The sequence below is a fragment of the Neobacillus driksii genome (assembly GCF_013409995.1).
Taxonomy (GTDB): Bacteria; Bacillota; Bacilli; order Bacillales; family Cytobacillaceae; genus Neobacillus; species Neobacillus driksii.
Window position 1 is genome coordinate 330660 of sequence record NZ_JACCBX010000003.1, and the last position, 14228, is coordinate 344887.

At 37.6% G+C, this 14228-nt stretch carries 11 protein-coding genes and 1 pseudogene; all 12 read right to left on the reverse strand.

Annotated features, from left to right (window positions below; translation table 11 throughout):
• Positions 1-12 precede the first annotated feature (12 nt).
• The 12 genes and pseudogenes from F4694_RS07945 to F4694_RS08000 all read right to left on the reverse strand — a co-directional run bounded on the left by F4694_RS07945 (position 13) and on the right by F4694_RS08000 (position 14194).
• Positions 13-1500, reverse strand: coding sequence for a glycoside hydrolase family 32 protein (locus tag F4694_RS07945; protein WP_179596604.1), 1488 nt, complete (start codon positions 1498-1500; stop codon positions 13-15).
• A 167-nt stretch (positions 1501-1667) separates the two neighbouring features.
• Entirely contained in the window at positions 1668-3305 is a 1638-nt protein-coding gene (locus F4694_RS07950; protein WP_257029173.1) for an ABC transporter substrate-binding protein, read from the reverse strand.
• A 34-nt stretch (positions 3306-3339) separates the two neighbouring features.
• Positions 3340-4254, reverse strand: a complete 915-nt coding sequence (locus tag F4694_RS07955) for a carbohydrate ABC transporter permease (protein WP_179596606.1) — start codon at positions 4252-4254, stop codon at positions 3340-3342.
• Between the two features lie 15 nt (positions 4255-4269).
• Entirely contained in the window at positions 4270-5226 is a 957-nt protein-coding gene (locus F4694_RS07960) for an ABC transporter permease (protein WP_179596608.1), read from the reverse strand.
• A 175-nt stretch (positions 5227-5401) separates the two neighbouring features.
• Positions 5402-6376, reverse strand: a complete 975-nt coding sequence (locus F4694_RS07965) for a LacI family DNA-binding transcriptional regulator (protein ID WP_179596610.1) — start codon at positions 6374-6376, stop codon at positions 5402-5404.
• 132 nt (positions 6377-6508) lie between these two features.
• Positions 6509-7321, reverse strand: coding sequence for a Cof-type HAD-IIB family hydrolase (locus tag F4694_RS07970; RefSeq protein WP_179596612.1), 813 nt, complete (start codon positions 7319-7321; stop codon positions 6509-6511).
• Positions 7322-7528: 207 nt separating this feature from the next.
• On the reverse strand, positions 7529-8506 hold the full coding sequence (locus F4694_RS07975; RefSeq protein WP_179597107.1) for an ABC transporter permease: 978 nt from the start codon (positions 8504-8506) through the stop codon (positions 7529-7531).
• The gene (locus F4694_RS07980; protein ID WP_179596614.1) at positions 8506-10065 is read right to left on the reverse strand and encodes a sugar ABC transporter ATP-binding protein; all 1560 of its coding nucleotides are present in this window, start codon (positions 10063-10065) and stop codon (positions 8506-8508) included. The genes F4694_RS07975 and F4694_RS07980 overlap by 1 nt, the downstream gene beginning before the upstream one ends.
• 100 nt (positions 10066-10165) lie before the next feature.
• Positions 10166-11134, reverse strand: a complete 969-nt coding sequence (locus tag F4694_RS07985) for an ABC transporter substrate-binding protein (RefSeq protein ID WP_179596616.1) — start codon at positions 11132-11134, stop codon at positions 10166-10168.
• 339 nt (positions 11135-11473) lie between these two features.
• On the reverse strand, positions 11474-12235 hold the full coding sequence (locus tag F4694_RS07990) for a DeoR/GlpR family DNA-binding transcription regulator (protein ID WP_179596618.1): 762 nt from the start codon (positions 12233-12235) through the stop codon (positions 11474-11476).
• A gap of 517 nt (positions 12236-12752) precedes the next feature.
• A pseudogene (locus tag F4694_RS07995) lies at positions 12753-12908 on the reverse strand (twin-arginine translocase subunit TatC); the annotation flags it as partial.
• 164 nt (positions 12909-13072) lie between these two features.
• On the reverse strand, positions 13073-14194 hold the full coding sequence (locus F4694_RS08000) for a tripeptidase T (protein WP_179596620.1): 1122 nt from the start codon (positions 14192-14194) through the stop codon (positions 13073-13075).
• Between the last annotated feature and the right edge of the window lie 34 nt (positions 14195-14228).

Genomic DNA, 14228 nt, shown 5'->3' on the forward strand with positions numbered 1-14228 from the left:
CATTTCTCTTCATTACCGCCAAATAGATTTTAAAATATATAACTCTAACGAATGCAACTTAACCTCACCATTTTTAACAAAGAGTTCCATTTGTTTATTTTCTTCATTTGGAAAGATTAGGTCGGTTATTACGGACTCTCCGTTATTTCCAAATAACTCTATCGAAGACCGATCAACAAAAATATGAAATTTTACCATTTTTTGTGATAGTAGATTGCTGTCATGTTTTCCTGCGAAGGAATCGTGGAAAGATGCCTCTCCCGAATTTGTTCGATCAACAAAGAAATTTTTGTTTTTGACATCATACCCAATAATTGTTTCTTCTTTGCTTCCCTTACACACCTTGAACCCAAATTCCGCAGCAGAACTCATTTCAAACTCGGCAATGATTTCGAATGTATTACTATTTACATTAGATAAAAGATTTACTCCGGGTACGACTACTTCGTTTCGGATTGAAATATTTTCAACACGAAGACCTTGTAATTCACGAATCGGGTTTTGTACAAGACGAACACCTTCTTCGGTTCTCTTTAGTGAAATCACTCTAGGAATCGTCATTGCACTTCGCCATTCTTTTGTGGGGGTTACATTTGCATAGCGCCAGTTACTCATCCAGCCAAGATAAATCCTTCTCCCGTCTTCGACTGGAACATCAGACCAACAAACTCCTGCATAATTATCACGCCCATGGTCAATCCATAATACGGTTTCAGGTGAGTGTTCATTTACAAACGAATGACCATCAAATTGACCAATAAAATATTGTGTTCTAGAGCCTTCCTGTAAGCTAGGATCTTCACCTATACTGACAAATAGCACCCACTTTTGCTGATTATCATCACCATCAACCGGTAGTTGAAATAGGTCGGGACACTCCCATACACCATCATGTGATCCATGTCCTTCACCAAACTCACTGGCAAACTCCCATGAAGTTAAATTTTTTGAAGTATATATTCTAATGGTTTGGCCAGCTGCTAATACCATAACCCAACGATTGGTGTCACGGTGCCAGAACACCTTTGGATCACGAAAATCTATTATACTTTCCTCTTGAAGAACAGGGTTTCCCACATATTTCGTCCATGTACGTCCATTATCTTTGCTAAAGGCAATACTCTGACGTTGTCTTGGTCGATTAGAATCTGGATAAGTATCTGCATGAGTAAAGATGGATACTAATCCTGATTTCCCATTAAAGAAGCCACTAGTGTCATTCCAATCGACGACGGCACTGCCAGAAAATATCATTCCATGCTCATCCGGTGCCAAACCGATTGGAAGGTGTTCCCAATGAACAAGATCTTTACTTACCGCATGTCCCCAATGCATGGGGCCCCATGTAGTTCCATTTGGATGATATTGATAAAACAGATGATATTCTCCCTTATAGAACACCATCCCATTTGGATCATTCATCCAATTACTCTCAGGTGAGAAATGATATTGTGGACGATATTTTTCCAGATAATTCTGTTTTTCTATGACATTATTCATATGATTTCGTTCTTCCTTTCATTAATAGTCATTCCGAAATAAATAACTATTATTCTTTTTCAAAAAATCAACGAGTTGTTCCATGGATGGTACTTCATATCAATTATCCTGTTTCTTCTTACTTGAAAAGAAAAGCCAGACGGGCAGGAAATCTGGCTTTATAAGAATTATTGTTTGTTATAACGGTCCAACCCTTTTTGGTAAACATCCATTAATTTTTCAAGTCCCATATCGTTTAATTGCTTCACATACGCATCCATTTCTTTCTCAATTCCACCCTCTATCAACCATTGAGCTTCCTTTTGTTTCACAAATGTTTTGATTTCTGGCTCAATCGTGTTAATAATTTCAAGTTCCTCAGGGCTAAAGAAGATAGATGGATAGTTTTCTTGCACCATATGTGGTTTGTAATACTCATCAAGTATGGCTAATCTTTCTTTTGCTCTTGGCTCCATGTCTACCACACTGCCAAAGTGATCTTTCAAGACAACAAATGGACCACCTGGGGCAACCTTTTGACGCAATTCACCCATTGCAACGCCGTCCGGAAGCTCTTTATTTACTAACATACCATTTGCATCTTCCTCATAAATTTCACCGATCGGACCCCAGTTAATTTGAGCAGACATTTTTGGTTCATATAATTCATCGACCCAACGCATGGTAACCTCAGGGTTTTTGTTTGCTGACGTAATAACGAATGCATCTCTGCCATACTCAGAATAATTGGAACGGCCAATGACAATCTTGCCATCTTTCCCTTTTAATGGAGGTAAAACAACATAATCTTTCACTCGATCCGTTCCGACTACTTCGGTATTTTCCCACCAGATGAAAGAGCCTAATGTTGGATCTTCCGTCTTCCCTTTGGCAAATAATTGTTCCGTCTTTTGTGTTACTACCTCGGGGTCAATAAGACCTTCCTTCACCCAGCCATTGTAATAGTTGATTGCTTCTTTAAATTCTGGCTGTACTGCAGCATAAAGTACTTTTCCATCTCTCACGACACGGTGATCGGCTTCAAAAGGTGAGTCTGGTAAGCCGAATAAACCAATTAGATCACCCTCGTTACCACACCAGCCGTTGTACCAGAAAGTTAATCCAATTTCGTCTTGCTTTCCGTTACCGTTCGGATCTTTCTCTTTAAATGCTTTTAACACATCATGGTATTCTTCCAATGTTGTTGGCATGGCAAGACCAAGTTTATCTAACCAAACTTTATTAATAAACATAATGTTCGGCATTCCAACTAAATCCATTTCTTCCGCACGTGGTAAGGAATAAATATGTCCATCTGGTGCAGTTACAACTTTTTTCAAATCCGGTCTTTGCTCAAATAGTTTCTTTAAATTAGGTGCATATTTGTCGATTAAATCTTCTAGTGGTATAATAGTGCCGTTCTGACCATACTGTATGAGGTCATGATCACTAAATCCTGACGCATAGAACGCATCTGGCAGGTCGCCACTTGCCAGCATTAAATTTTTCTTTTCTTGATATCCATCGCCAGGGATATTATTCCATTTAATTTTTACGTTCGTTGCCTTTTGAAGTCGGTCAAATATGACCATTTCAGAATAATCAGGTGCTAAGGCTGCCTTTGGTGAGACAATGTTTAACGTAACTTGTTTATCAACAATCGGTAAACCTGTTTTATTAAAGGCTACCTTTTCTGCTTTATCTGATCCTGCGGACTCATTGTTCGTACATCCAGTCAAAGCGAGCGATGCCGTTAATCCTAAAACCAAAGCCATTGATACTTTCTTCTTGTTCTTCACCATTCCTTTTTTCATCGATTTAAGCATTTTGTTTCCCCCTCAATTTTTATAAGTTTTTTTATTAACCTTTAATTCCGCCAATCATAACACCTTTAACAAAATACTTCTGGACAAAAGGATATACGATTAAGAGCGGAACAGAAGCAACAATAATTACACCATATTTAATCAATTCAGAAACTCTTTGTTTCGCTGCTAACGAATCTAGATCACTAATCATCATGGTGGATGCCTGATTTTGAATTAAGATATTTCGTAATATTAACTGCAGCGGATATAAGTTTTCATTATTCAAGTAGATTAGTGCATCAAAATAGGAATTCCAGTGGCCAACTGCATAGAATAACACCATTACGGCAACAATCGGTTTGGATAGTGGCAGGACAATCTTCGCGAAAAATTTCGCATCGGAGCATCCGTCCATTTTTGCCGCTTCTAATAGTTCATTTGGGATGCTTGTCTCAAAATAGGTTTTGGCTACTATCACATTCCAAACGGCTACTGCCTTTGGTAAGATCAACGCCCACATGGTATTAAGCAAGCCTAAATTTTTTACTACTAAATAAGTAGGAATTAATCCTCCTGAGAAAAACATCGTCATCAGAAATAAGAACATAAACACGTTTCTTCCATATAAATCTTTTCTGGATAATGCATAGGCAGCCATTAAAGTGAATGCTACATTTACGAATGTACCAACAACTGTATAGATAATTGAGTTCTTATAACCCAGCCAAATCTTACTGTCTCTGAATATCCTTTCATATCCTTCGAAAGTGATTTCCTTCGGCAGCAACCATACCTTCCCTTCGTAAATCATATTAGGATCACTAAATGAGGCAATGACGATAAAATATAGAGGATACACTACCAATATCAAGATCATCGCTGTTAAGAAAACATTGATGATATCAAAGACCCTGTCTTCCTTCGATCTTCTAGTAATCTTCTTATTCTTCAAAGCTAGTAAACTCATATTCGTTGCACCCCCTTACCATAATCCTGTCCCTGACAATTTTTTCGCGAACTTATTTACCGCTATTAATAAAATCAAGTTAATTACTGCATTAAATAAACCTACTGCAGCAGCGAAGCTATATTGTGCTTGTTGTAACCCCATTTTGTATACATACGTTGGAATGATTTCTGCAGATGGCTGGTTCATAGGTGTTTGTAGTAGGTAGGCCTTCTCAAAGCCGATATTCATAATGCCGCCCACGGACAGGATTAATAAAATAACCGCCGTTGGCATAATGGCTGGTATATCAACATGAAAGATTCGCTGCCATTTATTTGCTCCATCCATTACGGCTGCTTCATGTAGTTCGGGGCTTACCCCTGCAAGTGCAGCCAGGTAAATAATCGCGGCCCATCCTGTTTCCTGCCAGACTCCGGATGCTATGTATAATGGTTTAAACCATTCTGGTTTTGCCATAAACGATATCGGATCTCCGCCAAATAACAAAATAATATTATTAATCAAACCGTTATTCGAAAAGAAAACAAAGATCATACCAGCTAACACTACTACCGAGATAAAATGCGGTGCATATACTACCGTTTGAACAAAACGTTTGTATTTCTCGCTTCTAATTTGATTTAACATAAGTGCAAGGAATATCGGCAGCGGAAATCCAACGATTAATTGGACCACACTAAGTCCGAGTGTATTTTTAATCAGTGTCCAAAATTGAAAGGATTCAAAAAACCTACCAAAATGTTTAAATCCTACCCACGGACTTCCCATAATCCCTTTTGTGGCTACAAAATCTTTAAATGCGATTAGAATGCCATACATAGGGAGGTAATGAAAAACAATAAAATAAATTAATGCAGGTAAAAGAAATAAGTAGAGCTGGTAATTACTAAAAATCTTCTTAATCTTTAAACCCCTTTTTACTTTGGCATGTGAATCGATAACAGAATTTGCCTTCTTTGCCAATTCCATATCCTTGCCTCACTTTCACGTTAAATTTGTTATTTCTGCGCCTCTTATCATTTTTGAAACGTTTCCAAATTGTTATAAAAAAATTTGGTCTGTAATGTTAATCGCACATTTTATAAAAAGTACCTGCTCAATCTACAAATTGAAACGTTTCCATTAAAGACCAAAATATAAAACCCTACGTCGTTTCCCCTCTCCTATACATGACAGGGATTCGATAAATCTCTTGCTCTAACATTTCACCCTCAATCTTTCTTAAGAGTAGTTTTACAGACATCCTTGCCATTTCTTCGACTGGCTGTCGAATTGTTGATAAAATAGGACGAAACAGTTTATTAACTTGAATACCATCATATCCGATTACTTTAACATCCTCTGGAGTTCGTAATCCATTTAGCTTAGCTTTATCAATATACTTAGCTGCAAGTAAATCTGTATTAGCAAATATTCCATTTACGTTTTGGTGGTGCGGCAGATTAAAGAAATTTTCAAAGAATGAATCGTCTTCATATACTTCATCATGTTCCTCATAGGTACTAAATTCGATCCCTTGTATCTTTGCCTCATCAATAAAACCTGACTTCCTTAGTACAACTTCACTATAAGCTGAACTGGTTACTCCTAAGTAAGCCACTTTTGTAGCTCCTGCCTTCACGAGCTCTTGTAAAGCAATTCGACCGCCTGTATAGTTATCAGAAGTTACGCAAGTGATTTTTTTTCCAAAATGCCGGTCCAAGCTAATAATGGGAATATCAGTACGGACACTATCTTCTATATCATTATAGGTAATCCCTATAATACCGGCTACTTTATTCTGATTGAGCATATCTAAATAATAAAGCTCCTTGTCAGGCCTGCCGCCACTATTGCAAAGCATCAATTTATAGCCTTCCCGATCCAGCTGATCTTCAATATAAAAGGCAAGTTCCGAGAAAAATGGATGCCATATACTCGGAAGCAATAATGCAACCATTGTTGATTTTTGCATTTTAAAGTTTCTTGCTACTTCGTTTGGAATATAATTTAATTCCTTTATTGCTGCATTTACTTTCTCACGTGTTACGGACTTTACGGCTGGATGGTTGTTAATGACTCGTGAAACAGTGCCAACACCCACACCTGCTAGTTCCGCAACATCTTTTATACTTGGCACTACAATACCTCCATTAATAAAACAATTTTATTTTCTTACTTTGGAAACGTTTCACCATTTCCTTAAACCTATAATATCACCGTATTGGAAACGTTTCAACGTTTTTTTCAGAAAAGTTAAATAAATTTCAATTTAGGATAGTAGGTATTTTTTTAAAGCCTCTGCAACACCGTCCTGATCATTAGAAAGAGTGATATCATCCGCAATTTCTTTAACTTGTATTGGTGCATTTCCCATAGCAATGCCTAGTCCAGCGAATTCAATCATATTTGTATCATTAAAGTTGTCGCCTATAGCAATAATCTCGCTTCTTTGGATACCAAATTCTTTGCACAAGTATTCAATGCCAGAAGTCTTAGTTGCGTGTTTGGACATAATTTCCAAATAAGTAGACTTTGAGGGATAAACATTTAAATGAGTAGAAAGATGTTGTTTCAGTTTTGCATCTAATTTTTGTATTCTGTCAAAATCAGCCATGCATAAAATTTTATTTGCTCCCGTATTATTTTGCTCCCAGATTAAAAATAAATTACTAAAATCAGCAATACTCGGAGTAATTTTTGTTATTTCACTCTCTTGTTTGGCCCATTCATCCAATTCTTCTATAAACCACTCATCATCCTTATATAAACTGATATGAATGCCCAATCTTTTAACTATGGTATACACCATCTTTACCTTTGAAACAGGTATTGTAATGCTCAACCGCTGGTCACCATGATTCCAAATAAGAGCACCACTGTAACAAATAATCGGCTGTACAATATTTAGCTCTTTCTGCAAAAACAGAATTCCTTTAGGCATTCTTGCCGAAACTAAGATGACCGGAATTTGTTTTTCATTTACGACTTTACGAATGACTTGTTTTGTGTGCTCCGTAATCTCATGCCTCGAACTCAATAAAGTTCCATCAATATCTAAACATACCATTTTGTAAGTTTTCAAAAGGAAACCTCCTTGATACTAACAGAATATGTTTAATCGGAATTTAATACCCATGTTTACTAATACTCTATCATTAATCAATATTCTTCAACTCTTTTTCTCATCTCATAAAAACGCCTCTTACATGTGAATCTCTCTCATTTAGTAGAAATTTTAAGCCAGAAGGATGCTCTTCTGGCTATGTGTGTTTTTTGAATTTAATCTAAGTTATGTTCTGCTGCGTAATCTATCAAGTAATACGGCAATAACAATAACTATGCCTTTTACAACTTGTTGCCAGTAAAAATCAACGTTAAGCAAAGTCATTCCATTTGTTAATACGGCTACAATTAAAACCCCGATGATTGTACCTTGGATACGGCCACGGCCACCTACAAAACTAGTGCCCCCAAGAACAACAGCTGCTATCGCGTCCAGCTCAAATGCAATACCTACCATGGGCTGCCCTGAAAACAATCGTCCTGCCATAACAACACCACTTATACCTGCGAGCAAGCCACTAATGGAATAGACATGGATCAATGTTCGATTAACCTTAATTCCTGTAAGATGCGCTGCTTCCTCATTACCACCAATCGCATAAACATGTCGTCCGAACATTGTGTATTTCAAAACGATGAACATTATGATATAAACAATTAACATGACATAAATAGGGGTAGGTATCCCAAGAATTTTACCTGCTCCTATGAACTTGAATTGCTCTGATGCCAAAACGACAGGATATCCCCCCGTTATAACATAGGCCAAACCTCTCAGGTAGGTCATACTACCAAGTGTCACGATAAAAGATGGCAGTTTGGGGATAGCTGTTAAAAAACCATTTATGGCCCCTGCCACATATCCGACTGCTGCACCTGCTAACATAGCCACAACTGGAGGAATTCCAGCGTTTGAAAGTAATACAGAGATGACACCTGTCAACGCTAAGGTTGAGCCTACCGACAAATCAATGCCGCCTGTTAATATAACGAGGGTCATCCCAGCTGCTAGGATGGCAGTAATCGAGCTTTGCTTCAATACGTTCAAGATATTACTTGAATCCGTAAAATTTGGTGCAAAAACCATCATAATGATTATCAATAAAGCAAGAATGATTAACATGCCCAGCTGATTAAAAATCTTTTTTGAACGATCCTTGATCGAAACTACAATTGGACTAGACGTTTGTATGTTTGTATTCATCATTTAACCTCTCCTGTAGCATAGTACATGATTTTTTCTTGTGTCGCTTCATCACGAGACAATTCAGCTCTAAGTTTCCCCTCATGCATGACTAAAATTCGATCACTTACTCCTAGAACTTCGGGTAATTCAGACGAAATCATTAATACCGCAAGCCCTTGATCGGCTAGTTTACTGATAATTTTATGAATTTCTGTCTTCGCTCCTATGTCTACACCACGTGTCGGTTCGTCGAGGAGGAGCACTCTAGGACCGATAGATAGCCATTTAGCAATGACAACCTTTTGTTGATTTCCACCGCTAAGGCCCATTATGTTTTGTTCCTTCGAGGCTGTTCTTACACCTAATTCTTCAATATATCGATCGGCATCCTGATTCATTTTCTTATACTGCAACAACTTAAATTTCCGATACGTTGGTAATTGTGCCATGAGAATATTTTCTATTACAGATAAATTCGGTAATAACCCCTGTTCCTTCCTACTCTCAGGAACATGGGCAATGCCAAGTTTCATGGCTTCAATGGGACTTTTTATATGGACCTGCTGGCCATTCATGATGATTTGACCATTTGACAATTCCGATAAGCCAAAGATGGTTCTTATAAGCTCTGTCCTTCCGGCACCGACAAGGCCTGCTAAACCTACAATTTCACCAGGGTATAGTTTCAACGATATATCTTTCACAAACTTTTTGTCAGAGACACCTTTCAACTCAAGCACTGGTTTCCGTTCCTCAGGCCTAACCATACTATTGTTTTTTTCTCTTACAAACAGCTCATTTAACTCTCTTCCTACCATAAGCCTTACTAGGTTCTTGGGATTTGTTTCTGATATCGGACCACTAGTAACCCACTGCCCGTCTCTAAGGACAGTAAAGCGATTTGAAATTTTAAATATTTCATCCATCCGATGTGAAATATATACGATCGCTACGCCTTTTCGCCTTAATTCTTCAATAATACCAAATAGCTTTTCTATTTCTTTATCCGTAAGGGAGGCTGTTGGTTCATCCATAATTAGAATCTCAGAGTTAAGGGATAAGGCACGGGCAATTTCAACCATTTGTTGTTGTGCTACACTTAGGGTAGATACATCCGCACGAGGATCTAAATTTGATCCGATTGATTTTAAAACATGCCCCGCCTTTTCATAGATTTCATTCCACTTGATTAGGCCAAACCTATTTTTCTTAAAGGTTGTACCCATCATAATATTCTCGCCAATGGACAAATTGGGTGATAGGCTTATCTCTTGGTGAATAACACTAATTCCCCTATTTCTAGCCTCCATTGGATTATTCCAATGCACTTCCTGACCTTTATATACAATCATTCCAGCATCAGGCTGATACACACCTGCCATGATCTTCATTAAGGTAGATTTCCCTGCACCATTCTCGCCCATTAGTGCATGAACTTCCCCTTTAAAAAGTTCTATATTAACGTTTTGTAACACCTTAACACCGGAAAATTGTTTGTTTACTGCCTTCATACTCATGATAGGTGATCGTATTTGTGATTGACGATTGGTATGTTCCTGAATTTGAGATACTGCCATTAATTCCACTCCCTAGGTCACTTTTATGTGTTTTTTCCATGATGTAAATATAGTGCTCTAGAAAGAGCACCATATATTAATACACCACTAAGGGGTATGATTACCATCCCTTATAGGAATCAACATTTTTCTGAGTGATAAATTCAGTTGGAATAAGAACCTCTGACTCGACTTTCTCTCCGTCAATGATTTTTAATGCCAAAGCGACACCATCGATCACCATCTGGTTGGGGAATTGTGCGGAAGTACCCGCAAAGCTTCCACCTTTTTTCAAAGCATCCACCGCTGCAGGTGCGCCGTCCACACTTACCACGAAGAATTCATCTTGTCTGCCTGCTTGTTCTTGAGCAATTTGTACTCCTGTAGCTTCTTCATCATTGATGGTAAAAACTGCATTGATTTCTTTATTTGCAGTAAGGATACTTTCCATTACCGTTAGTGCCTTTTCACGGTTTCCTTCACCGTTTTGTTTTGCAACAACCTTAATGTCTGGATATTTGCTAATCACTTCGTTAAAACCTTTTATTCGGTCTGTTACTGCAGAAACGGGAGGACCATCAATAATTACAATGTTGCCCTTTCCATCAAGCTGCTTCACAAGGTACTCTGCCGCTAATCTACCTGCTTGAACGTTATCAGACATAACGACTGTGTCAATGCCACCTTCTGCAAAACCATCAAGAGCCACAACCGGAATGCCTGCTGATTTTGCTTGAGCAACCGCACCTGCGATACCAGCAGAATCAAATGGGCTCAACAAGATTAAATCAACTTTCTTTGTAATGAAATCTTCGATTTGTGCTGTTTGTTTCGCGAGGTCATGATCCGCACTTACCGTGATCACTTCCGCATCATACTTAGAAGCCACTTCTTTAGCACCTTTGGACATTGCTACGAAGAACGGATTACCTAATGTTGGAACAGTTAATCCAATTTTAAGTTTTTTATCAGTATCGTTATTTTTATCTTTATTATCAGAACCAGAAACGTTTTCATTACTGCCACATGCACTTAATAAGAATAAAGTGACAATTACTAGTACAATGCTAAAAATTTTTATATTTTTCATAGTGTGCAAACCCCCGAATAATAGTTAGTAAAAGATTTTTAAATAAGTCAATCCTTGTAAAAAAATCAGTTATGCTCTACTATGAAAATGAGTGCTAAAATTTTATTAATTTTAGTCAAACTCAAGCAAAGGTGTGATTTAGGGCTAAATTCCATTTGGTCGTGGGAGCCTGAATCGCATCTTTTTTTGTGAATTTTTCTCATTTTCATACCTTATGAAAGAGCTGTTCCTTTCCTTATATTTATAGGCCTCACCTCCTAAACTTCAATCAAACCCCTTTAAACCGCTTTCATTTCCAAACACTTTCATTTATCTTGGTAGTTTACTAGGCCACCATGGTTAGACAATATGAACCGTAATACCCGCTTCATTAATGCGATTAACTACCGTATTAGGTGCTGCACTATCGGTTATTAAATAATTTATGTCATGAATATCCGCAAACTTTGCAAAACTTACCTGACCTATTTTGGTATGATCGGTGATGAGAATTACCTTTTTCCCACAAGCGATCATTTTCTTTTTTGTTGCTGCCTCAGTTAAGTTTGGGGTGGTTAAACCATTTTCAACATCAACGCCATTCGTAGCAATAAAGGTTTTGTCTACACGGATTTGGTCAAAACAAATCTCGGCTAAAGGACCGACTAACGCTAGAGTTTCAGAGCGTAGACTTCCTCCACATAAAACCACTTCTATTCCTGGTACATCCTTTAACTCGTTGGCACAGAGGATTGAATTCGTTACAACCCGTAGGCTTGAAAAGTTTCGTAGTTCTTGAGAAAGATAATAAGTTGTGGTACCCGAATCAAGTAAAATGCTTTCTCCGTTTTCTATAAACTTAGCAGCCTCCTTTGCTATAGCCTTTTTCTCTTCCTGAAAAGTCACTTCTTTCTCGTTGTAAGTCGGTTCAAACGTCACACTTTGGAAAAGGACAGCACCACCATGTGTTCTTTTTAACAATTGGGCTTCCTCTAGTTCCTTTAGGTCCCTGCGAATGGTTGATTCAGACAAATTAAAGTATTGGCTTAATTCTTGCACATCCACTCTAGAATTTTTGTTAAGTAAATCTAATATGGCAGATTTTCTTTCTATACCGTACACAAAATCATTTCCCTCCTATTTTTTTAGAATGTAAATAATGATTATTTCAGATAATCATTTTGAATGAATTTGCTTACTTATGCTCACTTTTGATTATATGTGCATTTTTTCCAAAACACAATAAATATTTTAAAAATTCACAAGAATGTAAAATATTTTTTCATAAATAGAGTGCCTTTAGATTTTGTATCGGGATAATTAAAGTAGAACATAGATATAGTTTTAACAAATGCCGAAGCCGCGAGTGCCCTACTAAACGTTATATCTAATCTCTACTAAATCTGTATTACCACATAGATTTTGTGTTAAAGATTATAGAATCCATGTATAAAAGCAAATGAAAAATCCTCCCCCGAGTAAGGAGAGGATAATGAAAATAGACTCCTTGTTTAGGAGCCCAGTCATCCGATGATTGTAATCAATTTCGACATATAAGAGTATAAAGTATAACCACCAGGATATCTTAAAGAAAGTCTGGAGGCGTAATCAAAATTAAAACGAAGATTAACAGAAATTATGCATATTTCCTAACTTTATGCAAACGGTATGGATTTATAATTCCTAAACTTGTTAAAAACATAATGACAACGGGAAGTTCAAACAGAAATCCAAAAGGCTATGTCAGGTGAAGAAAAAATTGGAAGTATTTCTCCGTTGTAAAGAAAGTAGTAAAGTTCCCCTTCATATATTAAAGAGGCCCTAACCAATATTCAGTTAGGGCCCTTTGATTTTGTCTTTTATACTAGATTATGGTTTAAAAATAACAGTCAAACATAATGAATGTATTAAATTTCTTTATTTTTTGTCTATTTCCGACTTTTTTGTAAGTGAAAATCCTTATTGATTCGTAACCTCTTCAATAATAGCAATTGTCATTTCTGCAAGCTTGTTTAATTCTTCAATCGGCATACGTTCATTTGTAGTATGTATATCTTCATAACCGACAGCCAGATTAACCGTTGGAATGTTAAAGCCTGCAATAACGTTGGCGTCGCTTCCGCCGCCGCTTTGCTGTAATTCACAGCTGCGCCCAATTTTTGCCGCTGCCTTTCGTGCAATCTCAACTACTTGATCGCCTTCGCCAAATTTAAATCCAGGGTACATAACGTGAACTTCAACTTCAGCTCTTCCACCCATTTCAGCCGCTACTGTTTCAAAGGCTTTTTTCATTTTTTCCGCTTGAGCTTCCATTTTTTCAGCAATAAGGGAACGTGCTTCTGCAAGAATATCTACACGGTCGCAAACGATATTCGTTTGTGTACCGCCTTCGAAGCGGCCAATATTTGCCGTTGTTTCTGAGTCAATTCTGCCTAATGGCATTCTCGCAATCGATTTTGCTGCAATCGTAATCGCTGAAACTCCTTTTTCAGGAGCCACACCAGCATGAGCAGTTTTTCCGTAAATGACTGCTTTAATCTTAGCTTGGGTAGGAGCAGCAACCACGATATTACCTACTAAACCATCACTGTCTAAGGCATAGCCATACTTTGCTTTCAACAAGGAAGGCTCAAGTGCTTTTGCCCCTACAAGGCCAGATTCTTCACCCACCGTGATAACAAATTGGATTTGTCCGTGAGGAATATCTTGTTCTTTTAAGACGCGGATGGTCTCAAGCATAACAGATAAACCTGTTTTATCATCAGCACCCAAAATAGTTGTTCCATCTGTCACCACATAGCCATCTTTGATCGATGGTTTAACACCTCTTGCTGGAACTACTGTATCCATATGAGAAGTGAAATAAATAGGGTCTACGCCATCTTTAGTGGCGGCAAGTGTACAAACTAAGTTACCTGCACCATGCCCGGTTACAGCGGTTGTATCATCTTCGAAAACATCAAGACCTAAATCTGTAAACTTTTGTTTTAAAACTTTTGCAATTTCTGTTTCATATTTAGTTTCAGAATCAATTTGTACAAGCTCTAAAAATTCATTTAAAAGACGTTCATGATTAATCATCTGAATAAACCCTCCGTTTTATGTACTCACTGTA